24 protein-coding genes are annotated in these 19,685 nt (G+C 68.8%); 7 read left to right on the top strand and 17 right to left on the bottom strand.

Annotated features, from left to right (window positions below; translation table 11 throughout):
• Positions 1 to 3 precede the first annotated feature (3 nt).
• Positions 4 to 270 carry a flagellar biosynthesis protein FliQ gene (gene fliQ / locus CQ039_RS08265; protein ID WP_199183609.1) on the bottom strand — a complete coding sequence of 89 codons (267 nt, stop codon included), beginning with the start codon at positions 268 to 270 and terminating at the stop codon, positions 4 to 6.
• A gap of 324 nt (positions 271 to 594) precedes the next feature.
• On the opposite strand from fliQ, the gene folE reads away from it, so the two are divergent.
• Entirely contained in the window at positions 595 to 1,182 is a 588-nt protein-coding gene (folE, locus tag CQ039_RS08260) for a GTP cyclohydrolase I FolE (protein WP_105564069.1), read from the top strand.
• A 7-nt stretch (positions 1,183 to 1,189) separates the two neighbouring features.
• Here the strand turns inward: folE and CQ039_RS08255 are convergent, their stop codons facing one another.
• A complete protein-coding gene (locus CQ039_RS08255; RefSeq protein ID WP_105564068.1) occupies positions 1,190 to 2,053 on the bottom strand; it encodes a tetratricopeptide repeat protein in 864 nt (287 codons plus the stop codon).
• A 159-nt stretch (positions 2,054 to 2,212) separates the two neighbouring features.
• Here CQ039_RS08255 and CQ039_RS08250 point away from each other — a divergent pair, with 159 nt between their 5' ends.
• Entirely contained in the window at positions 2,213 to 3,361 is a 1,149-nt protein-coding gene (locus CQ039_RS08250; RefSeq protein WP_199183604.1) for an acyltransferase, read from the top strand.
• Here the strand turns inward: CQ039_RS08250 and CQ039_RS08245 are convergent.
• Entirely contained in the window at positions 3,358 to 3,735 is a 378-nt protein-coding gene (locus CQ039_RS08245; protein ID WP_105564067.1) for a VOC family protein, read from the bottom strand. The two genes, CQ039_RS08250 and CQ039_RS08245, sit on opposite strands and share 4 nt — an antisense overlap.
• Positions 3,736 to 3,861: 126 nt before the next feature.
• Here CQ039_RS08245 and CQ039_RS08240 point away from each other — a divergent pair, with 126 nt between their 5' ends.
• Positions 3,862 to 4,827, top strand: coding sequence for a hypothetical protein (locus CQ039_RS08240; RefSeq protein WP_105564066.1), 966 nt, complete (start codon positions 3,862 to 3,864; stop codon positions 4,825 to 4,827).
• 157 nt (positions 4,828 to 4,984) lie between these two features.
• On the opposite strand, the gene fliE is transcribed toward CQ039_RS08240, so the two are convergent.
• Genes fliE through flgB form a run of 3 tightly spaced genes read right to left on the bottom strand, consistent with a single transcriptional unit; the run spans position 4,985 to position 6,159 of the window.
• Entirely contained in the window at positions 4,985 to 5,296 is a 312-nt protein-coding gene (fliE, locus tag CQ039_RS08235; protein WP_105564065.1) for a flagellar hook-basal body complex protein FliE, read from the bottom strand.
• Between the two features lie 10 nt (positions 5,297 to 5,306).
• Entirely contained in the window at positions 5,307 to 5,741 is a 435-nt protein-coding gene (gene flgC, locus CQ039_RS08230; protein WP_233190270.1) for a flagellar basal body rod protein FlgC, read from the bottom strand.
• Between the two features lie 13 nt (positions 5,742 to 5,754).
• Positions 5,755 to 6,159 carry a flagellar basal body rod protein FlgB gene (gene flgB / locus CQ039_RS08225; RefSeq protein ID WP_105564064.1) on the bottom strand — a complete coding sequence of 135 codons (405 nt, stop codon included), beginning with the start codon at positions 6,157 to 6,159 and terminating at the stop codon, positions 5,755 to 5,757.
• Positions 6,160 to 6,303: 144 nt separating this feature from the next.
• Between flgB and CQ039_RS08220 the strand changes: the two genes are divergently transcribed.
• The 3 genes from CQ039_RS08220 (at position 6,304) to CQ039_RS08210 (ending at position 7,961) form a co-directional block, all read left to right on the top strand.
• Complete coding sequence (locus CQ039_RS08220) at positions 6,304 to 6,591, top strand: flagellar biosynthetic protein FliO (RefSeq protein WP_105564063.1); 288 nt, start codon at positions 6,304 to 6,306, stop codon at positions 6,589 to 6,591.
• Positions 6,592 to 6,776: 185 nt separating this feature from the next.
• Entirely contained in the window at positions 6,777 to 7,568 is a 792-nt protein-coding gene (fliP, locus tag CQ039_RS08215) for a flagellar type III secretion system pore protein FliP (RefSeq protein ID WP_105564104.1), read from the top strand.
• Positions 7,569 to 7,682: 114 nt separating this feature from the next.
• Entirely contained in the window at positions 7,683 to 7,961 is a 279-nt protein-coding gene (locus CQ039_RS08210) for an HU family DNA-binding protein (RefSeq protein WP_105564062.1), read from the top strand.
• A 107-nt stretch (positions 7,962 to 8,068) separates the two neighbouring features.
• On the opposite strand, the gene CQ039_RS08205 is transcribed toward CQ039_RS08210, so the two are convergent.
• Positions 8,069 to 10,948 carry a hypothetical protein gene (locus CQ039_RS08205; protein ID WP_105564061.1) on the bottom strand — a complete coding sequence of 960 codons (2,880 nt, stop codon included), beginning with the start codon at positions 10,946 to 10,948 and terminating at the stop codon, positions 8,069 to 8,071.
• A gap of 170 nt (positions 10,949 to 11,118) precedes the next feature.
• Here CQ039_RS08205 and CQ039_RS08200 point away from each other — a divergent pair, with 170 nt between their 5' ends.
• Positions 11,119 to 11,571: a DUF983 domain-containing protein gene (locus tag CQ039_RS08200; RefSeq protein ID WP_233190269.1), complete on the top strand. Its 453-nt coding sequence runs from the start codon at positions 11,119 to 11,121 to the stop codon at positions 11,569 to 11,571.
• A gap of 192 nt (positions 11,572 to 11,763) precedes the next feature.
• Here CQ039_RS08200 and CQ039_RS08195 read toward each other — a convergent pair whose 3' ends face one another.
• From CQ039_RS08195 to CQ039_RS08150, 10 genes are all read right to left on the bottom strand, one after another.
• Positions 11,764 to 14,139 carry a TonB-dependent receptor gene (locus CQ039_RS08195; RefSeq protein ID WP_105564060.1) on the bottom strand — a complete coding sequence of 792 codons (2,376 nt, stop codon included), beginning with the start codon at positions 14,137 to 14,139 and terminating at the stop codon, positions 11,764 to 11,766.
• Between the two features lie 140 nt (positions 14,140 to 14,279).
• Complete coding sequence (locus CQ039_RS08190) at positions 14,280 to 14,606, bottom strand: hypothetical protein (protein ID WP_233190267.1); 327 nt, start codon at positions 14,604 to 14,606, stop codon at positions 14,280 to 14,282.
• The gene (locus tag CQ039_RS08185) at positions 14,551 to 15,027 is read right to left on the bottom strand and encodes a hypothetical protein (RefSeq protein WP_105564058.1); all 477 of its coding nucleotides are present in this window, start codon (positions 15,025 to 15,027) and stop codon (positions 14,551 to 14,553) included. The genes CQ039_RS08190 and CQ039_RS08185 overlap by 56 nt, the downstream gene beginning before the upstream one ends.
• A gap of 113 nt (positions 15,028 to 15,140) precedes the next feature.
• Positions 15,141 to 15,611, bottom strand: a complete 471-nt coding sequence (locus tag CQ039_RS08180) for a response regulator transcription factor (RefSeq protein ID WP_233190266.1) — start codon at positions 15,609 to 15,611, stop codon at positions 15,141 to 15,143.
• Between the two features lie 80 nt (positions 15,612 to 15,691).
• The gene (gene gspM / locus CQ039_RS08175) at positions 15,692 to 16,168 is read right to left on the bottom strand and encodes a type II secretion system protein GspM (RefSeq protein ID WP_105564056.1); all 477 of its coding nucleotides are present in this window, start codon (positions 16,166 to 16,168) and stop codon (positions 15,692 to 15,694) included.
• Positions 16,168 to 17,265 carry a type II secretion system protein GspL gene (gspL, locus tag CQ039_RS08170; RefSeq protein ID WP_105564055.1) on the bottom strand — a complete coding sequence of 366 codons (1,098 nt, stop codon included), beginning with the start codon at positions 17,263 to 17,265 and terminating at the stop codon, positions 16,168 to 16,170. The genes gspM and gspL overlap by 1 nt, the downstream gene beginning before the upstream one ends.
• Positions 17,262 to 18,248, bottom strand: coding sequence for a type II secretion system minor pseudopilin GspK (gspK, locus tag CQ039_RS08165; protein ID WP_233190265.1), 987 nt, complete (start codon positions 18,246 to 18,248; stop codon positions 17,262 to 17,264). The genes gspL and gspK overlap by 4 nt, the downstream gene beginning before the upstream one ends.
• Positions 18,245 to 18,835, bottom strand: a complete 591-nt coding sequence (gspJ, locus tag CQ039_RS08160) for a type II secretion system minor pseudopilin GspJ (RefSeq protein WP_105564053.1) — start codon at positions 18,833 to 18,835, stop codon at positions 18,245 to 18,247. Before gspJ ends, gspK begins: the two co-directional genes overlap by 4 nt.
• On the bottom strand, positions 18,832 to 19,188 hold the full coding sequence (gspI, locus tag CQ039_RS08155) for a type II secretion system minor pseudopilin GspI (protein ID WP_105564052.1): 357 nt from the start codon (positions 19,186 to 19,188) through the stop codon (positions 18,832 to 18,834). The genes gspJ and gspI overlap by 4 nt, the downstream gene beginning before the upstream one ends.
• Positions 19,185 to 19,592, bottom strand: a complete 408-nt coding sequence (locus CQ039_RS08150) for a GspH/FimT family pseudopilin (protein ID WP_233190264.1) — start codon at positions 19,590 to 19,592, stop codon at positions 19,185 to 19,187. Before CQ039_RS08150 ends, gspI begins: the two co-directional genes overlap by 4 nt.
• Positions 19,593 to 19,685: the final 93 nt, after the last annotated feature.

Raw genomic sequence — 19,685 nt, 5'->3', positions numbered from 1 at the left:
GACCTACATCCCGGCGATGCGGGCGGCGATCTCGCGCATGAAGCCGCCCAGCAGCGCCCCCATCAGCGGCAGGAACAGCAGCAGGGAGACAAAGATGGCGATGATCTTGGGCGCATAGATCAGGGTCTGTTCCTGAATCTGCGTCAGGGCCTGAAACAGGCCGATGACCACGCCGACCACCAGACCGACCACGAGCACAGGGGCGCACAGCTGGATCGTCAGCCAGATGGCGTCACGGCCAATATCCAGAACTTCCGCGCCGCTCATCACCACTCCCGGGAACTCGGCAGAAAATGCCGACAGGATGGTTAACAGGGCGTTTACCTCCAAACTTTCCTCCCCATTCCATGGGGAGGTGGCTCGGCCGCGACAGCGGACGGGACGGAGGGGGCAACGCCGCGGTCACATGAAGACGCGCCTTTGAACGGTTGCCGTCGCGCCGCCCCCTCCACCACTGCGTGGTCCCCCTCCCCATAAAATGGGGAGGAAAGCAGGGCCGCACTTCGCGGTTGCCCGCACCTGCGCACGTCCGTTTCGCCCCATCGCCCATCTGACGGCTGGATTGATCGGCCCGTCCGGCTATATGGACAAGCCATGACCGACCACGCGCACAAACCCTCCGTCTCGCAGGCCGAAGCCGAAGCCGCCGTTCGCACCCTGATCCAGTGGGCGGGCGACAATCCCGACCGCGAGGGTCTGGTGGAAACACCCAAGCGGGTGGCCAAGTCCTATCGCGAGCTGTTCCAGGGCTATGAGGTCGAGCCGCGCGAATATCTGGAGAAGACCTTCGAGGAGGTCGGGGGCTACGACGAACTGGTCGTGCTGAAGAACATCCGCTTCGTCAGCTTCTGTGAACACCACATGCTGCCGGTCGTCGGCGTGGCCCACGTCGGCTACCTGCCGACGGATCGCGTGGTCGGCATCTCCAAGCTGGCCCGCGTGGTGCGCGGCTTTGCCCGGCGCCTGCAGATCCAGGAAAAGATGACATCCGACATCGCCGGCGCCATCCAGGACGTGCTGCGCCCCCACGGCGTCGGCGTGGTCATCGAGGCTGAGCACAGCTGCATGACCATGCGCGGCGTCGACGTCCCCGGCGCCAGCCTGTCCACCAGTTGCCTGCTGGGCGTCGTCCGCGAAGACCCCCGCACCCGCGAGGAGTTCCTGCGGCTGGTGCGGGGCTGATCCGTCCCTAGTTCGCGGGCGGCAGGATGACGCTGCCCGCAACAGCGGGCTGACCGGCCTCCAGGCCGTCGATGTAGGCGAGCTGCCGCCTGGCGTGCCCGTCTTCCGGGTCCAGCTTCAGCGCCTCGTCATAGGCCGCGCGGGCTTCCTTGAGGCGGCCCTGTTCGATCAGGCTGAAGCCACGCCCGCGATGCAGCGGCCCGGCGTTCATCACGATACGCAGCGAGGCCGACGCCAGGGCCTGATCCAGAACCGCCAGAGCCTCGTCATGACGCCCGCCGGATTGAAGGGCCGACGCCTTTTCCTTCAGCAGCATCCAGTCGTCGCCCTGCAAGGCCAGGCCACGGTCGAGGACCGCCACGGCGTCGTCGAAGCGTCCGCGCTCAACGGCTTCGCTGCCGAGGATCAAGGCGATGAGGGGATAGACGTTCGGCTGTCGTCGCACCGTCATGGCCCCGACGCCGTCGCCCCCCGCCATCGACTGGACGACGGTCGCCAGCACCATGGTCTCGCCGAGGTCGTCGGAGCGGATGATCCACTCGCCCTTGGCCCGCTGCTCCATCTGCGGATAGGCGGCCGGGGCGCCGTCGAGGGCGCGTCGCAAGGCCGGAAGATGCCGGTCCAAGCCGACGAAACCGCGCGTCTGCATGTCCCGCATGGCGCGTTCGACCAGGTCGAGATCACGCTTCTCCTGTCGCGGCAACTCGCCCGCAACGATGTTAAGCGTCGCCCTCGGTCCCGACGCATCGGGCGCAGCCTCGGACTGAGCGATCGCCATTGGTTGAGCAGCAAACGCCGTTGGCGCGACCAAGGCGGTCAGGGCCAGACCCAGGGCAATCGCGCCGCCCGCCGCTACGGATCGTATCTTCATCTTGTCGCCCCTCTGATGGCCCGCGCCATCACGCCGCTATGGATTGCAGCGTTACGTTGCCTTGCTGCGCCTGTGAAGCGCCGACCGTAGCAGCCTCCGCCGGGATCGGCGTCCTGCGGCCCCCTTCTTGCGTTAGGCTTCCTGAAGGGAGCCATCGCCATGGGCTGGACCGCGTTTTCGTCTCATAATGAGCCGCCGCCGATCATGCGCGGCGGCTGGCTGGACGCGCTGCGCTTCATCGTGGCGGCGCTGATCATCCTGCACCATTTCCAGGCCTCGGCGCCCCATGCCCTGGCCGAGGCGGTGCATCCGGTGTTCGAGCGGGGCGGCTTTCTGCTGACCAACTTCTTCCTGATCGACAGCGGCTATGTGCTGATGCGCGTCTATGGCGCCGCGGTCGGCGGGGGCCGGATGTCCAAGACGGACTTCTTCCTGAAGCGCTCGCTGCGGGTGTTTCCGGCCCATCTGATCATGCTGGGCCTGCTGGTGGCCATGGTGCTGCTGGGCACGGCCATCGGCCTGCCGCCGACCCATCCCGAGTGGTTCGCCTGGGATCAACTGCCGGCGCAGGTCGCGCTGGTGCAGTCGTTCGGCGTGCATGGCGGTCTGGGCTGGAACGCCCCCAGTTGGTCGATCTCGGCCCTGCTGGGCTGCTATCTGGCCTTCCCCTGGGTGCTGCGCGGCCTGACGCGGGTCGGACCGTGGATGGCGCTGGGGCTGGTGGTGATCGGCTATCTGGCGGCCAATGAGCTGAGCTGGGCCATCCTCAAGTATCCCGTCTATCAGATGCCGCTGGCGCTGGGCATCTGGCGCGCCCTGCCCCTGTTCATCCTCGGCATGGGGCTGGCCTGGTTCGCACAGGGCGTCTGGATCAATCCGCGCCTGGCGGGCTGGGCATTGCTGCTGGCCTCGATCGCCCTCGCCATCGTCCAGTATTTCGACAAGCACGCCCTGATCTCGCTAACCCTCATCTCCATCATCATCCTGGCGGCTGGCGCCGTGCCGGTGACCAAGCCGTCCAAGCTGGTGGAGCAGGCGGCGGTGGTCTCCTTCGCCATGTTCATCTCCAACGAGGTCGTCCGCATCGGCTGGTTCGGTCTGGCCGAGGCCACGGCGAACAAGCTGAGCCTGGGCGAAGCCTGGCGCTGGCTGCTGTGGGTCATGGGCGTCGGCGCGGCCTTCGTCTTCGCCTTCCTGTTCCACTACGGCGTCGACAATCCGATCCAGAAACGTATCCGCGCCTGGCTGAAGAAGCGCGGCCATGCGCGGGTCGAGATCAAGGAGCCGGTGGTCTCGCTGGAGGGTTAGCCCGTCGCGCCGACCATATGCAGGATGTTGCCGTCGGGGTCCTTGAACCAGGCCAGACGCATCGTGCCGCAGACGTGGATGTCGCCCACCCGGCCCATGTCGTCATAGTGCTCGAAGGTCACGCCCCTGGCCTTCAGCCCTTCCACGATGTCGTCCAGCTCGACGCCGACGTCCCAGGTCACGGCATTGGCCTGATTGGTGCCGGCGAAGTCGGATTTATAGACCGTCAGCCAGGTCGAGCCGGTGCGATAGCCCAGCATCCCCTCCATCGAGGTGTCGGCCAGGTTCAGCTCCAGCACGTCGGAATAGAAGGCCTTGGCGCGATCCAGATCCTTCACCGCCACGATGGCCGAGGAGTTCTTGTTCTTGAGCATGACATCTCTCCCTGTTCAGGAGAGAACCGCTGAAGGCGAGGGTTCGATCCCCATATTACCGGCGTTTCATTTGACAGCGCCGCCGCCAGCCGCCTTCTGTCGAGCCTGGCTTTGAGGGGAACAGTCATGCGTCGATGGGCTTTGGCGATCAGTCTGGGTCTGGGCCTCGTGGCCGCAAGCGCCCAGGCGCAGACCACGCCGATCCGGCTGGAAGACGGCGACGTCGCCCGCTTCTGGACCGCCTATGACGCCGTGCGCGCAGCGGACACGCCCGAGGCGCAGAAGGCCGCTTTCCAACGCCTCTATATCGACGCGGGCACGCCGGGCCTGACCGCCTTCATGGAGGCCAAGGGCTATACGGCGGACACCTATCTGAACGCCATCCGCGCCTATCCGGCCTACTGGGACACGGTGCGGCCGCGCACGGCGCTGGCGGCAGGCGCCCTGACGCGGCTGGAAGCGCATCTGGAACGGTTCAAGGCCCTCTATCCCGAGTTGCGCCCCGCCGGCATCTATTTCGAGGTCGGCGCCCTGCGCTCGGCTGGAACCACCCAGGGCGACAAGGTGCTGCTGGGCGTCGAAATGGCCACGGGCGACGCCAGCGTCGACACCTCGGAAATGCCGGCGGGTCTGCAACGCTTCTTCGCCTCCTACTTCGCCAGCAAGCCGCTGGACAACCTGGACCTGCTGGCCGTGCACGAGGTGGTTCACACCCAGCAGGTCGGCGAGCGCAGCAACCTGTTGTCGCAGGCCGTCTATGAGGGCGTGGCCGACTTCGTGGCGGAACAGGTGACGGGGCGGATGCCCGATCTGGCCTATGTCGCCTATGGACCGGCCCATGATCCCGCCATCAAGGCCGCCTTCCGCCGCGACATGGCGGGCGAGGACTTCAGCGGCTGGCTCTACAACAGCGCCGACAACGCCTTCGGCGTGCGCGACCTCGGCTACTACGTCGGCTACGCCATCACGCGCGGCTATTACGACCGGGCATCGGACAAGGCGGCGGCGCTCAAGACCATGATCGAGCTGGACTACTCCGACCCGGCGGCGGTTCAGGCCTTTGTGGACGCGTCGGGCTATCTGGCGGACTAGAAGGGCGGCGCCTCCCTCTCCGCCGTCACCCCGGACGACCCGCAGGGGCGATCCGGGGCCCAGACGTTTCAGCGAGAACGGCCCAGAACCACGAATGCACGACCGTCTGGGTCCCGGGTTCCGCTGCGCGGCCCCGGGATGACGGCAAGACAAGCCCTCAGATCGGCATCCGCATGATTTCCTGATAGGCCGAGATGACCTGGTCGCGGACGGCCATGACGGTTTCCAGAGAGGCTTCGGCGGAGGAGACGGCGGTGACGACGTCGATCAGGCTGCCCTGGCCCTGGACCATCTGGCTCATCTGGGTTTCGGCGCCGCGTGTCTGCTGGGCCGTCTGGGTCATGACGTTCTGCAGCAGTTCCGAAAAGCCCGGTCCCTGGGCGGCCGAAGCCGCGCTGGGCGGCGTCGCCGTGGGCATGGCTCCGCCCTGAACGGCTGCATAGGCCTTGGCCGCCATCATGGGGTTCATGGGCTAGCCCTTACTTCTTGATGATGTCGAGGGTGCGGGACTCCATGTTCCGCGCCGTCTCGATGACGTTCAGATTGGCCTCGTAGGCGCGCTGCGCCTCGCGCATGTCCATGGCCTCGACCAGGGTGTCGACATTGGGTCGCTGGACATAGCCCTCGGCGTTGGCGGCCGGGTGCGAGGGGTCGTATTCGACGCGGAAGGGGCTCTGGTCCGGGCGGACCTCGGCCAGGACCACGCCGGTGGCGCCGTTGACGTTGCGCGCCTGGAAGACCGGGGTCTGGCGACGATAGGGCTCGCCGCCCGCGACCGTGGCCGTCGACTGGGCGTTGGCGATGTTCTCGGCGATGATGCGCATGCGCGACTGCTGCGCCTTCAGGGCGCCGGCGGCGACGCCCATGGCGGTGTTTCGCGGGGTGACGGGACGGCCGTTGACCGGATCAGGCATGGATCAGTCTCCCTCAGACGCCGGGCTTCTTGGCCGCCAGGCGGATCATCTGCATGGACTTCTGGTAGAAGCCGATGGCCGCGTCATAGGCCATGCGGCTCTCGGCCATCTTGAGCATCTGCTCCTCGACCACGACCGAGTTGCCGTCGAGCGTGGTCTCCGAATCGGGCGCGTTCAGCGAGTCGAAGCGTGCGGCCCGCCCCGCCGGGGTGATGTGGCGGGCGTTGGTGGCGACCATCCGCAGGCCGCCGCCGGTGCGCATGGCCTCGGCGAAGTCGGTCGGCGCCTTCAGGTCGCGGGCCATGAAGCCAGGGGTGTCGGAGTTGGCGACGTTCTGGGCGATCACGCGCTGACGATCGTCGAGCCATCCGAGACGGCCCTTGATCTGATTCAGCAGCGGAATGTCGGTGACGGACACGCGGTCGCCTCGCACGGTTGATCGGCAGAATTTGCCGCCTCCATGGTTAATATTCGGTGTTTCTAAACGCGGCGTTAACCACGAGCCGCGAAACGTGCGGGCGAAGCGGCGCGCCTGTAGGCGCTGTTGGGGCCTCGAATCCGCATGAATTTCCTCGACCTGTTCCGGGCGGTGTTCGGCCTGGCGATCACACTGGGCCTGATCGGCCTGGCCGCCTGGGCGGCGCGTCGCTATGCGCCGCAGGTGCTGGCGAAGTTCCAGGCCGAGCGCGGCGCCCGGCGGTTGCAGGTCATCGAGACCCTGGTGCTGGACCCAGCGCGCCGTCTGGTCCTGGTGCGGGTGGACGCCGAGGAGCGGCTGATCCTGCTGGGCGAAGGACGCGAGTTGATCGAGCCGCGCGGCCCCGTTGCCGAAACGGGAGACGCGAAATGAACCGCTTCAGCCTTTCCTCCCTGTTCGCATCGCGAATGGGGAGGTGGCGCGGGCGCGCAGCGACCGTGACGGAGGGGGCGACGCCGCCCTACCCGTCTTCACGCTCCAATGCCTGCCGTCGCGCCGCCCCCTCCACCGCTGCGCGGTCCCCCTCCCCACGTCGTGGGGAGGAAAGTGTTTTCGCCCTGCCCTCGCGCGCCGAGCTGAAGCGCGCCGCCCTGCTGTCGCTGATCACCACCGCCCTGTGTCTGGTCTGGCCTCTGGGCGCGCTGGCGCAGGAGGTGGCGCAGAACGGATCGGCCATCAACATCGACCTGGGCACCGGCGCAGGCCTGACGCAGCGGGTGGTGCAGCTGGTGGGGCTGATGACCGTCCTGTCGCTGGCCCCCTCCATCGTCATCATGACCACCAGCTTCGTGCGCATCATCGTGGTGCTGTCCTTGCTGCGCACCGCGCTGGGGATGCAGCAGTCGCCGCCCAACGCGGTGCTGGTGTCCCTGGCCCTGTTTCTCAGCGCCATCGTCATGGCCCCGACCTGGCAGGACGCCTATGATTCGGGCATCCGCCCGCTGATGGATCAGCAGATGGAGCTGCCTCAGGCCTTCGACGCGGCCTCCGAACCGGTGAAAACCTTCATGCTGGCCCAGGTGGACCAGGGCGACCTGGCCCTGTTCACCCGACTGTCGAAAGTCACCCCCCCTCAGGACGTGCAGGAACTGCCCCTGCGAGTGGTCACGCCGGCCTTCATGATCAGTGAGTTGAAGAAGGCCTTCACGATCGGATTTCTTCTTTTCGTTCCGTTCCTTGTGATCGATCTGGTGGTCGCCAGCGTGCTGATGTCCATGGGTATGATGATGCTGCCGCCGGTGGTCATTTCCCTGCCGTTCAAGCTGATCTTCTTCGTGCTGGTGGACGGCTGGCGTCTGGTCGCGGGAAGCCTGGTCGAGAGCTTCCAGAGAGGCGCTGGCGGGGGATAAGTCCCCGCCCTCAGGGGCTTTGAGCGTCATGCGGGCTTGCCAAGCTCGGGCAAACACGTGTTGATCCTCCGGTCTTCGTCCGGGAATCGGACGACCACCACTGGGAAAACCCTTATGACCACTCAAGCCGAACTGATCGCCGCCGTCGCCAAGGACGCAGGTGTCTCGCAGGCCGACGCCGGCCGCGTCCTCGACGCGATCGTCAAGAACATCCACAAGAGCCTGGTTTCGGGTTCGGACGTCCGCATCTCGAACCTGGGCGTCTTCGACACCGCCGAGCGCGCCGAGCGCGAAGGCCGCAACCCGGCCACGGGCGCGACCATCAAGATCGCTGCTTCGAAGGCTGTGCGCTTCCGCGTGTCCAAGCCCCTGAAGGACGCCGTCAACGGCTAAGCCTTTAGGCCAGACGGGGTCGTGATTTCACGAACTGTCCGGCTTTGCCCCTCAAGTAGCCTCGCACCGCGTGCGAGGCGTTAGGGGCCTCTCTTAAAAAGAGAAAATCAGGCGGCTCCGGCCGCCTGGGTACGGGCGGGGGTCGCAGGGCGCTCCCCGCCCGTTTTCTGTCTGAACTCGGCCTTGGTCGCCGCGATCCAGCCCGCATAGGTGTCCGCCCCGGCGCTGAGGGTGGCGAAGTCCTGCGGACGGCCCGAGCCGTCGGCGCCGTCCAGCCCCGCCAGGGCGATGCGGATGCCGCCCGGCGAGCGGGCCTTGTCGGCAAAGCCGGAATAGTTGTTCGACAGGCGGTTCAACGCGCCCGCGTCGCGCGCCAGCGAGTAGCCGACCCCGGCGCGGATCAGCCGGTTCTCCTCATCCGCCGTCAGCGGGATGACCGTATCGCGATAGCGATTGCCCAACTGCTGCTCGTAGATGGCCGCCGCCGCGCCCCACTGCTGCTGCTTCCAGAAGATCTCGGCCCGCACATCGCGACCGGCAGGCGAGGCGTCCTTGCCCAGTAGCTCCAGTGCATGGTCATAGCGGCCCAGTTCCATCAAGGCGCGGGCCTCGAGCGCCCTGCGCTCGGTGTTCATGGCCGTGGGCAGAAGGGTGGTGCGCGAGCTCCACAGGGCCTGCAGCGCCTGTTCCGGCTGGCGGTTCATCAGATAGACAGCGGCCAGATTGGTCGAGACCTGGGCCTTGGCCACGCCGTCGAGGCGGTTGTCGGCCTGATACTTCAGCAACTCCGCCGCCTGATCCAGCAGATCGACGTCGATCAGTCGACGGGCCAGACGCCGCACCATCTCGTCGCCGTCGGCGCCGACCGGCGTCAGCTCGCGGAAGTCAAAGAAGAGCGCCAGGGCCTGCACCGGCTGCAAGCCGTCGGCGGCGCCGTCGAGGAACAGGGCGCGGAAGGCGTTGTCCAGATCGGACTGCAGCTTGTCGCCGCCGGGCAGGACCACGATCTTGCGGCCCGCCGCCTTCAGCGTGGTCAGGGCCTCGCGGTAACGGCCCTGCGACAGATAGAGCTCGCCCAGGCTGCGGATCACGGCCAGTTCGGTGCCGTCGCCGCGCCAACGCCACTTCAGCGCCTCCAGCTGAGCCGCCGCCGTATCGGGCTTCATCGTCCCCCTGGCCATTTCCAGCCGCACGACGCCCAGCTTGGCCGGGGTGGCGATGCCGTCCAACGGGGCGCGGGCCACGGCCTTGTAGAGGGCCAAAGCCTGGGCTGGCTTCTGTTCCAGCTCGAACAACCGAGCCTGGACCAGACGGGCGGTCAGTTGATCCGCCGCCGAGATGCCCGGCTGGCTGAAGACATAGGCCAGCAGTTCGCGCGCGGCGTCCAGATCGCCGGTCTCGACGGCGGCCAGGGCATGGGCCGCGCCGAAGCGAGCGCGCCACTCGGGGGTGAAGTTGTCGACCACGCCCGCGCCGGCGGCGAAGGCCTGCCGCGCCGTGGTCCAGTCGCTGCGCTGGGCGGCGATATAGCCCTGCCAGACGCGGGTCGAGGGATCGCCCGCCAGAGCGCCGGCGGAGAAATCCGCCTCGGCCTCGGCCAGGCGCCCGATGGAGGCGCGGGCGGCGCCGCGCAGGCCGCGCACCTCGGCCACGCCCTGCATGGCCGGGGTCTGCTTGACCAGGGCGTTCAGCACGCCGATGGCCTCATAACCCAGCCCCTGCCCCACCAGGAAACGGGCGTAGGCCAAGCGAGATTCGATGGGGGCCCGCGGGTCCTCGGCGGCGCGGCCGCTTTCCAGTTCGGCGGCGACCTGCAGCGCGCGATGACGGTCGTTGAAGCTGTCGCTTCCCAGATCGGCCCAGTCGGAAATGATCAAGGCCGGGCGCACGGCGGCGCGCGGGGCGTGGGTTTCGGCGGCGGCTTCCAGGCCGACCGTCGGCGGCGACAGGCGCAGGCCTCTGGGCCGCGACAGGGTGACGATGTCGCCCTCAGCCTTGACGGTCAGGTCATCGGTCGGCGTCTCGACCGCCAGACCGTGGGCGGTGGGCAGCAGGGCCAGATCGACGGTGCGGCGCCCCCGCGCCATGCCCTTGCCAGGCGCAAGCGCCGTGACGGCGGCGAAGCGGTCGCCGACCATGGGATCGGTCAGCCACACGGTCTTGGTGGCCCCGGCCATGCGCGCGGTCAGGGCCGTCTGGACGCTGTCGTCGCGGCCGATCTCGACGCCGGTCACGGTCGGCGCGGCGCCGCCCAGGGTGACGACCCACGCGGCGCCGTCGGCGCGGGCCGACACCGTCTGGCCCTCGGCGGCGGGAATACGGATGGCGGTGAAGTCGGGACCGGCGGCCCAGCGCGCCTTGGCCGCGTCGCCGGCCTTTGCGGCGGCGGGCATGTTCATGCGGGCGGCGGCGTCGAACACCACCCAGACCGCGTCGCCGCGCCGGAAGACGGCCGCCCCGACCGGCGCGGCCCAGGCGAAGGTCAGGCGCGTCGTCTCGTCCTTGACCTCGGCGGTCACCGGAACGGCTCCGCCGGCAGGCACGACCGAGGGCTTGGCCCCCTCGGGCGCCGCGCCGGGCGCATAGAGGTTGAGCCAGACCGCACCGTCAGCGACGCCGGAGCGAATGCCCGCCCCTTCGGCCAGGGTCAGGACCAGTTCGGTCGCGCCTTGCACCGAACGGGTCTCGACCTTGTCGACGCCCTTGGGCGGGTCGACGCGCAGACGACTGACGTCGGGGGCGGCGGTCGTGCCGATGCGGACGATGACGGCGCGGCCGTCCTGGCGCACCCGAGCGCGTCCGCCCACGGCCCCGGCGAATTCGATCTTGGTGAAACCGGAGTTGGCGCCGACGCGGATCTCGACCGGGCCGCTGCTGGCCCTGGCGCCCTCGGCGTGCGGTGCGAGCGGCGCGAACACCACGACGCCCGCCGCGGCGGCCGCCACGGTCGTCTTCAGAACGCGCTTGCTGGCGGTGGCCCCGGACATACGCGCGCACACTCGCGCGAAAGGGCTTTCATCACAGTTAACGCCAGTTAAAGCGCTGCTGAAAAAACCTTACCATGTGGGTAGGACAAATCACCCGCTTGCGACGCGCGCGTGAAAGGGCGACATCCTCGGTATCGACGTTATCGTCACCCCGTTCGTCAGGTGTTGCCGTGTCCGACCCCGTCTATCCGCCCCTCAGCCCGCTGAAGACAGGCGTGCGCTGCCGCTGCCCGCGCTGCGGCGTCGGCCCTCTGTTCCAGGGCTATCTGACCATCCGCAAGGAATGCACCAACTGCGGCCTGGACTACAGCTTCGCCGACCCGGCGGACGGCCCGGCCTTCTTCGTCATGTCGGCGGTGGGGATCGTCGGCATGATCGGCTTCATGATCTTCGAGTTCAACGTCCACCCGCCCGTCTGGGTGCACTTCGTCGTCACCCTGCCGATCCTGGCCCTGATGTGCCTGGGCGTGCTGCGCCCCTTCAAGGGCTGGATGGTGGCCGAGCAGTATTTCCACAAGGCCGAGGAAGCGACCTTCTCCAGCGTCGGCAAGCACGGCGAAGGCTATGGCTGGCGCGGTCAGGCCGAGCGCGCGGCGAAGGACGACGCGCGCGACAAGGGGTAAGCTCCCTCAAAAGCCCTCCCCCTCGAGGGGGGAGGGTTGGGTGGGGGTGTTCGCGCCGACGTCGCTGATCAAGCCCCGGAGACGCCGATGTCTCATGCGCACACCCGTCAATCGCGGCGCACACACCCCCATCCCCGGCCCTTCCCCCCTCGAGGGGGAAGGGAGTCTTTGATCGGATGGCTCATCCGCCCCTTAGCGCACCACCCGCAGCGTCACGCCCACGGTGCGCGGCGCGCCGAGGAAGGCGCCCAGGGTGCCCGACTGGAAGGGCGCGCCGAAGGCCACCTGGCGATAGTCCTGATCGAACAGGTTCTTGCCCCACAACTCGACGCTCCAGGCCTCGTCCTTGGCCAGAGCCACGCGGCCGTCGACCAGCCAGAAGCCCGGCTGGCTCTTGGCCGGATCAAGGTCCGAGCCGGTATTGTATTCCGACGAATACTTGGCCGCGAGCGTGATGCGTCCGGTCAGGCCGGCGCCCACCGACCGCTCATAGGTCCCCGCCAGAGAGCCGCTCCACAAGGGGGCGAAGTTCAGGCGACGACCGGCCAGCAGCGGCAAGCCGGCGACGGGGTCATGGCCGTATTCGGTCTGGGCGTAGGTCACGCCGCCCTGCAGCGACAGGCCTTCTACAGGCAGGAACATGAAGTCCGCCTCGACGCCCTTGGCCCGCACTTCCGGGATCGAGCGCACCAGGAAGGTGGTGCCCAGGAAGGTGTTCAATTGGAAGTCGTCATAGGTCTGGCGGAAGGCGGCGGCGCTGACCAGCAGGCGGCGCTCCAGCAACACGCTCTTGACCCCGGCTTCCCAGGCGTCGGCAGTCTCGGCCCCGAAGGCGCGCGAGGCGTCGGGCACGCGGTTGGTCTGGCCGCGATCCAGGTTGAAGCCGCCGTTCTTGCGACCGCGCGACCAGCCAGCGTAGAGGCGAACGCCCTCGCTGGCCTGATATTCGGCGCGGGCCAGGCCGGTCCAGGCCTCGTCCTTGACCGTCTCGGACGTCTTCAGGCCGTTGAAGGCCGGGTTGGACCAGGGCAGGCACAGGGTGCCGTTGACCACGCCATTGGCCAGTGCGGCGGCGCAGGCGCGGCCGCCGTCGGTGTTCTCATAGGCCGCGTCCATGTCCTTGGTCTCATGCGTGCGGCGCAGGCCCCCGGTCAGGGTCAGACGGTCGGTCACGGCATAGGAGGCCTGGGCGAACAGGGCGGCGCTCTGGGCCGTCTGCCAGTAGCGGTCCAACTGGCCCTCGCCCTCGACGAAGCTCGCGCCCACCGGCAGGCCGGTCAGGGTCGAGACATAGGTCGGATCGCCCAGCGGATTGGCGCTGGTGCGCGACAGCAGACGGCTGACATAGCCCTCATAGTCGGCGCCGTAGAAGAGGCTGTCACGACGGGTCAGCTTCTCGTCCGACAGGAAGAGGCCCGCCGACCAGTCCAGGCGATCGCGGCGACCCGACAGGCGGACCTCCTGCGTCAGGGTGCGGAAGCGGTTGGACCAACTGCCGTCGTCGGGGCGATAGGCCAGGTCGGCCGAGGTGAAATCCCAGTCCTGGCTGATGACGCCGCGCCAGTCGCGCACCGCCGTGGTGCTCTCAAGCGTGGCCCAGCCCAGGTTTGCGGTCAGGTGCAGGGCCAGACCCTTGTCGCGGATACGGGTGTTGGTGTCGCGGTTCGAGTAGGCGACGCGGGCCCAGGGATTGGGCGTCGCCGCCACCCCGCCGTCGGGCGCGAAGGTCGCCAGCAGGGGCGCGGTGCTTCCCATGACCAGTTGCACGCCGACGCAGCAGCGCTCGTCCCGCTCGGTCCAGTCGGCGGTCAGGCGCGCGGTCAGGTCGGGCGTGACCTTCCACAAAAGCTGGCCGCGCACGGTGTCGTAATGTTCGTTCTGATCGTCGGTTTCGGTGCGCGGGCCGTCTCCGGTTTTCACGTCATAGAGGCCGTCGCGGCGGCGCGCGGCGACATAGAGCCGCCCCGCCAGAACCTCATCCACGATCGGGCCGGTCAGTGAGACGGAGCCGCCTGCGGTCCCGTAGTCGCCGAAGGTCGCCTCGCCCGCCATCCGGGGCGTGAAAGACGGCGCGGCGGTGACGACGTTGATGACGCCCGCCGAGGTGTTCTTGCCGAACAGGGTCGCCTGCGGGCCCTTCAGCACCTCGATGCGCTCGACCTCGCCCAGGTCGCCCAGGGCCACGCCGTTGCGCGGGCGATAGACGCCGTCGATCATGACGCCGACCGAGCTTTCCAGCCCCGGATTGTCGCCCACCGTGCCGACGCCGCGAATGCGGGCCGTGGTGAAGGTCTGGTTCGAGGTCGAGGCCACCACCAGGCCCGGCGTCAGGATCTGCAGGTCCTTGATGTCGTGCACGCCGACGTCGTTCAGCAGCGGCTGGGCCGCCACCGTCAGCGACAGGGGCGTGGACGCCAGGGTCGCCTCGCGCCGCTGGGCCGTCACCACGATCTCGGACACCTGAGTCGGCCCTTCGGTCGCCGCATCCTCTGCGAACGTGGGCGCGGCGAAAACAAGCAGGGGCAAGGCGACGGACGCGAGATACGCGGCGCGGACAGGGGAGTTCATGAAAGGGGAAACCGCTTTGCGGAGCGACGGCGCACAGCCTTTGTCGCGGACAGAAGTCGCGCTCTAGCAGTCGGTTCCGGCCGTTGAAAGCCTTACCTCAGGTCAGCAATCGGTGACTTTTCGTCAGCCCACGATGACTTTCAGGCGCGTCCCGCCAGGGGGCCGGAGGCCTGGGGCGCAAAACTGACCTCGACCCGGCTACGATGCGGATCGATGTCGTTGCGCACTGCGCCGCCCACCCGGCACAGGCCGCCAAGGTCGCTCGCGGCCCCGGATTCGTGCGCCGAGATCAGGTCCAGCAGACGTTCCGCCTCGGCCAGGGAGGTCGGCTTCTGATCCAGCAGCCAATGCTCCAGATCGCCCAGATCGACCGTCAGCCCGCCCACGCGGACCGCGCTTTCGACCTTTCGGCTATTCCACTGATGCAGCAGCGCGCGCGCCGCTTCCATGGTCCATTGCTGCGCCATCACGCCCCTCCTGGGCGAAGCGTCGGGCCGCCCCAGCTTCCCAGATCCCGACGAAGGCCGTCAGGCTGACGAAGGTCCAGGCGACCCATTGCAAGGTGACCGCCGCCCATCCCAACCGCTCGTGAGCGAAAAAGGGGGCCAGATGGCTGAACACGATGATCAGCTGAAATCCGGCGCAGGCGACCAGCCACCAGCGACGACCGTGTTCAGCCAGCGCCCACAGCGCGCCGAACAAGGCCAGATCCACCAGCATCACCCCGACCCGAAAGCCGTCGATGTCCCATCCCAGGACCAGAACCGACAGGACCTGGGCCGCCGTAAGGGCGACCACGGCCAGTCGTTCGACCGTCTCGCCGCGCCACAGCAGCAGGGCGAAGGCGATCAGGTTGGCGAGGATGAGAGCGATCTGAACGGGGTGCATGGTTCGAAATCAGCCCGCGCGTCGACCGGTTCCGCCCTGGGCGGCGCCGACGACCCGTTCGGGACGTTTGCTCATTGGCCTGTCATCATCGATTACCCCGGTGAATTCCGAAGTCACCGCAGGCTTTCGATCAGTTCGAGAACCGGGTTGGCGAGGCTGGCGCCGACCGCGGCGATCAACAGCCAGGCCAGAGACCAGGCAAGGATCAGCCACAGCAGGGAGCCCCCCAGCTTCCTGGGTCGGCGCCAGCCGTCCAACGCGACATATCGTTCATAGAGCGACCGCCGCGTCCCGTTCTCGAGCATCGGCGAAGACGCTGCGGAGACAGCCGCAACTGGCTCAATCGAGACCGGCTCGGATAGGGGGAGTATTTCCCCTGAGTAGTTTTCACTCAGGCGACGCGCAGCCTGCAAACGGTCGGATACGCCCAGCTTTTCATAGGCGCGATGCAGGTGGTTCTGGACCGTGCGCGGCGACAGGTCGAGCCGCTGCGCGATCTCCTTGTCGCCCAGCCGCAGACCCGCGAGCTGGACGACTTCCAGCTCACGTTGCGTCAATTTCGGCACTGAAGATTCCTTGGCCACAGCGCAGCGTTAACGAATCCGCCCCCGTTACGTCCAGACGATAAAATGTATCGCTGATACCGAATAACCGAGTTCACGACCTAGCCGCCGACGACGCCGGTCGCATCCAGGGTCGCATCGGCGTTCTCGATCACCGTCAGGTCCACGACTTCCACGCCATACTCAGCCTTGAGGACCGCCAGCCAGCCGAACAGGGCGGTCGTGGTCACGCCCGGCGCGTCGAACCCCAGGCCGCCCGCCTCGTCCACCGACAGGGTGACGGCCAGACCCGCCGCTTCCGCCGCACTGCGCGCCGCCTGTTCGACCTCGACCAAGGGCATGCGCGCCCCCGCCCTGGCCGGCGTCCGCGCCGCCAAGCCGACCTCGATGCGGCTCAGGGCGACCGTCGCCTCGCCCCTCCGTTCCGCCGCCGCCTCGCGCCAGGCGAAGGCGGGCCGCACGACCAGAAGCCAGATCAGGACGGCCGCGATCAGCAGCCCCATGACCGCCAACATCTTCTGTTCACGCGCCGAACGGCCGCCCCACCACAGGCCGATCGACTGGATCATCCGGTTCATCAGGCGCCTCCCACGCGGACTTCCGAGACGACCTTGCCCTGGTCGTCCACGGTGCTTTCGTCGGTCAGGCTCATGCCCCGCGCGGCCATGACCTGCTGCAGGGCCTCGAGGTCCTGATAGGCGGCGTAGGTGACGGTGGCGCGCACCCCGCCCTCGTCGGCGGTCAGACTGTCCAGTTCCGCGCCTTCGACGCTCTCGACGGCGGCGAACAGGGCGGCGGCGGCGGCCGTCGTCCCGCCCGGCGGCGGGGCGGTGGTCAGGCGGCGCGTGGCCTCGGCCACCGCGTCGGCGGTTGGCGCGATGTCGGGGAAGGCCTGGCGCGCAGCGGCCTCGGCGCGCTGCTCGGCGTCGCGGGCGCGCCATTCATCATGCCCAGCGGCGGCCAGAATCAGGATCAGCGGCGAGATGAGCAGGACCCCCGCCAGCGCGCCCGCCCGCTTCCAGCCGCGTCGGTCGGCCTCGACCCGGCGCCCCGCCCCGGCCAACAGGTTGACCGGCGGGTTCAGGGCGGCGGCGGCCAGCAGGCGCTCGATCTCGTCGGCGCGATCGATGCGTTCCAGCACGCGTCCAGCAGCCACGGCCTCGGCCAGATCGGGCTGGAGGCTGAGCGCCAGTTCGCGTCCGCGCAGGGCCAGGTCGGCGCCGAAGACAGCGGCGCTCAAGGCCCCGTCCTCCGCCGGTTCGGGCAGGACCAGGCTGTCGGGGATCATGACGTCGGCCTTCAGGCCAAGGCTCGACAGATAGTCGCCCCAGGCCTGCAACAGACCGCGCCCGACCACGGCGACCAGCCGCCGCTCGCCCGGCGCCGGAACCGGCCCCAGGGCCGCGCTCAACCGGTCGGCGGGCGCGGCCAGGTCGTCGCGCAACAGATGCAGCGTCGCCGCCGCGACCTGCGCCGAACTGCCCGTGGGCAGGTCCAGCCAGCGGATCAGCACGTCGGCGCCGGGAACCACGGCGACGGTCCGCATGGGCTCGGCCGCAGGCCCGCCCAGCTCGACCACGCCGCGCGTCAGCACGCGCCCCTGCGCGTCCAGCGTCAGGCAGGTCGCCGGCAGGGCCGCCGAGGGCGGGATCAGGATCAGTCGGATGCGGCTCATTCGTCCAGGGTCCAGCGTTGGATGACAGTGCGCGCAGGCCCGACCTGAGGCAGCTCGATCAGTGCGGTGCGGACGGCCCGGCTGCCGCCGAACTCCACATCCACGCGCAGGTTGAAGAAGCGGGTCAGGACCGTCAGTTGGTCCTGCACCGGGATTGGCCATTCGACACCCCGCATCGCCCCCTGCATCAGGAAGGCGTTGGCGTCGCTCCAGCCGCTGACGGGCCGCGCGGCGATGGCGGCGCGGGCCGAGGCCAGGCTCAGCTTGCCGTCCGCCAGCATGACCAGCAGCGGCGCCTGGTCCGGCCGCAGCGTATTGGGATTGACCGGCGACAGGGCCGTGGTCGGCAGGGCGCACAGATAGGGCCTCAAGGTCGCATAGGTCTCGGCGTCCACCCCCTTCACCGCGCGCAATTCGCTGACCTCGGCCAGCAGGGTTCCGGCGGTGCGATGGGGCTTGCTCTGCCCGGCGTAGGCGGCGTCCTCGCCGCCTTGCGCGCGCGGGGTCGTGTCGGTGTCGATCCAGTCGGTCAGGGCGTCGGCGATGGCCCGCATCCGCCCCTCGGGCAGGTTCAGGACGCGGCCCAGAGCGACGAACTGCTGAACGCCTAGAGGCCGGGCGACATAGACCTCCAGTTGGCCCTCGACCACGCTGTTCAGGTTGAAGCAGGCCTGACCGTCGCTCAGACGCGCCGTGATCGAGCCGTCCTCGACCGGGAAGCTCAGCACCCGCCCGTTCCAGTCGGGCTGGATCGGCGTCTTGGCCGGATCGAGGTCGCGCAGGCGGTCGATCTGACGCCGCGCCAGGCTTTCCGCCCCCGCTGCATACCACTGGGCCTGGCTCTGGGTTTCCGCATTCATGGTGCGGCGAACCGAGAAGCGGATGTCGTCCAGCACCAGCACCGCCACCGCCGCCATCACCGCCACCAGCAGCAGGACGGTCAGCAGGGCCATGCCTTCACGGTTTCGCAGACGCGCCCTCATCGCCCGCCCCCGACCACGAACAGCTGGCGCACCGGGCCATAGCCCTCCAGCGTCAGATCCAGACGCACGGCGTCCGGCAGGGGCCGATCCGGCGACGGGATGAAGCGCGGTGTCTCGGCGCCCGCGCTGATGAAGGCCAAGCTTGGGGCGCTGACGCCTTGATAGAGGACCTGCGGCGGGCCGGGCCGGGCGCCGTCCAGATAGGGATAGACCCGCCGCTCCAGCCGATCCTCGACCAGCCGGTATTCGACCCTTTGCAACGCGGCGCGCGGGCGGCCGTCCGGGTTGCTCCACCCGGCGCGGACCAGGACCAGCAGGGGATCGCCCGGCGCCTCGGCAGCGAGGATGGGCGAGGACGCGGGCTGGCCGTTGGCCGCCCTCACCCGGCGCGGTGCGGCCTGACCCAGGTCGGCGCGCAGGGTGGCGCGCAGGCGTTGCAGCTCGGCGGTGCGGTCGGTCGCGGCCTTGACCACGAAGCGGTTGTCGATGCTCTGGCTCAGCACCAGCACCCCCGCCGCCGCCAGCAGGGCGAAGATCAGCAGGGCGATCATCACCTCGATCAGGGTGAAGCCGGAACGGGGTTTCATTGACCCGCCGCCCGGAACAGGACGCGCTCGGCCGCCTGCCCCTCGTCGTCGGAGACGCGGATGTCGATGCGCAGGATGTCGGGGTCGTCAGTGGCCGTGACCGCGCGGGTCCAGCGCCAGTCGCGACCGGCCAGGGCTTCAGACCCGTCGCTGTCGCCGGGCGCCGGGGCGGGCTCGGCGGTCATGGCCTCGACCGCCAGGTTCTCGGCCACGATGCCGCCGAGGGTCCGCGTCTCGGCGCGCGCCGCCGAACGCGTGTTCTCACCGCCGAGGTTCAGCAGGGCCAGCGCAGCCAGAGCGAACACCGCCAGCGCCACCAGAAGCTCGATCAGGGTGAAGCCCCGGCGGCTCATTTCACCCGCACCTCGCCCGCCGCATCGACGGCGACGGTCACAGCGCGCGGGCCGCGCGACAGGGTCAGGCTGGCCGCGTCGGCCACGCCGGTCGGATCGAAGACGACGCGCAGGGGCGTATCTGCCGGCAGGCCGTCTGGCCGCGCGGCGGTGTCCTCGGCCCAGTGTTCCTCACCGAACGGTCCCTCGGTCAGGGGCGACCACTGGACGCCGTCGAAGCTGGCAAAGGCATAGCCCGTCGCCGTGGCCTCGACCGCCACGGCGCGGTTGGTCAACAGGGCTTCCTCGCGCGCCCGCACCAGCCGCGCGGCGAAACGCTCGGCCTCGTCGCCGACGGGCGGGCGCGGGTCAGGCACGGCCAGAACCACCGCCGAGGCGGCCAGCCCCATGATGGCGACCACCATCAGAAGCTCGACCAGGGTGAAGCCGGACCGCGCGACGCCTCCCGCGCCTCGTTTCTGACCTGACCTGCCCTCACCCCCACCCAACCCTCCCCA

The sequence above is a fragment of the Brevundimonas sp. MYb52 genome (genome assembly GCF_002979535.1).
GTDB lineage: Bacteria > Pseudomonadota > Alphaproteobacteria > Caulobacterales > Caulobacteraceae > Brevundimonas.
Note: the sequence above shows the minus strand (reverse complement) of the source record. Positions and strands in the feature narration are given on the sequence as shown.

What these genes read in the sequence shown, in the direction of transcription:
- CQ039_RS08210 (WP_105564062.1), top strand. Translation starts at nt 7,683, where the DNA reads ATGACCACTCAAGCCGAACTGATCGCCGCCGTCGCCAAGGACGCAGGT.
- gspI (WP_105564052.1), bottom strand. Translation starts at nt 19,188, where the DNA reads ATGAGCCGCCGGGGCTTCACCCTGATCGAGCTTCTGGTGGCGCTGGCG.
- flgC (WP_233190270.1), bottom strand. Translation starts at nt 5,741, where the DNA reads ATGCCTGATCCGGTCAACGGCCGTCCCGTCACCCCGCGAAACACCGCC.
- CQ039_RS08245 (WP_105564067.1), bottom strand. Translation starts at nt 3,735, where the DNA reads ATGCTCAAGAACAAGAACTCCTCGGCCATCGTGGCGGTGAAGGATCTG.
- CQ039_RS08240 (WP_105564066.1), top strand. Translation starts at nt 3,862, where the DNA reads ATGCGTCGATGGGCTTTGGCGATCAGTCTGGGTCTGGGCCTCGTGGCC.
- CQ039_RS08190 (WP_233190267.1), bottom strand. Translation starts at nt 14,606, where the DNA reads ATGGCGCAGCAATGGACCATGGAAGCGGCGCGCGCGCTGCTGCATCAG.
- gspL (WP_105564055.1), bottom strand. Translation starts at nt 17,265, where the DNA reads ATGAGCCGCATCCGACTGATCCTGATCCCGCCCTCGGCGGCCCTGCCG.
- CQ039_RS08195 (WP_105564060.1), bottom strand. Translation starts at nt 14,139, where the DNA reads ATGAACTCCCCTGTCCGCGCCGCGTATCTCGCGTCCGTCGCCTTGCCC.
- CQ039_RS08250 (WP_199183604.1), top strand. Translation starts at nt 2,213, where the DNA reads ATGGGCTGGACCGCGTTTTCGTCTCATAATGAGCCGCCGCCGATCATG.
- fliE (WP_105564065.1), bottom strand. Translation starts at nt 5,296, where the DNA reads ATGAACCCCATGATGGCGGCCAAGGCCTATGCAGCCGTTCAGGGCGGA.
- CQ039_RS08205 (WP_105564061.1), bottom strand. Translation starts at nt 10,948, where the DNA reads ATGTCCGGGGCCACCGCCAGCAAGCGCGTTCTGAAGACGACCGTGGCG.
- gspJ (WP_105564053.1), bottom strand. Translation starts at nt 18,835, where the DNA reads ATGAAACCCCGTTCCGGCTTCACCCTGATCGAGGTGATGATCGCCCTG.
- CQ039_RS08150 (WP_233190264.1), bottom strand. Translation starts at nt 19,592, where the DNA reads ATGGTGGTCGCCATCATGGGGCTGGCCGCCTCGGCGGTGGTTCTGGCC.
- gspK (WP_233190265.1), bottom strand. Translation starts at nt 18,248, where the DNA reads ATGAGGGCGCGTCTGCGAAACCGTGAAGGCATGGCCCTGCTGACCGTC.
- CQ039_RS08255 (WP_105564068.1), bottom strand. Translation starts at nt 2,053, where the DNA reads ATGAAGATACGATCCGTAGCGGCGGGCGGCGCGATTGCCCTGGGTCTG.
- folE (WP_105564069.1), top strand. Translation starts at nt 595, where the DNA reads ATGACCGACCACGCGCACAAACCCTCCGTCTCGCAGGCCGAAGCCGAA.
- gspM (WP_105564056.1), bottom strand. Translation starts at nt 16,168, where the DNA reads ATGAACCGGATGATCCAGTCGATCGGCCTGTGGTGGGGCGGCCGTTCG.
- CQ039_RS08185 (WP_105564058.1), bottom strand. Translation starts at nt 15,027, where the DNA reads ATGCACCCCGTTCAGATCGCTCTCATCCTCGCCAACCTGATCGCCTTC.
- CQ039_RS08220 (WP_105564063.1), top strand. Translation starts at nt 6,304, where the DNA reads ATGAATTTCCTCGACCTGTTCCGGGCGGTGTTCGGCCTGGCGATCACA.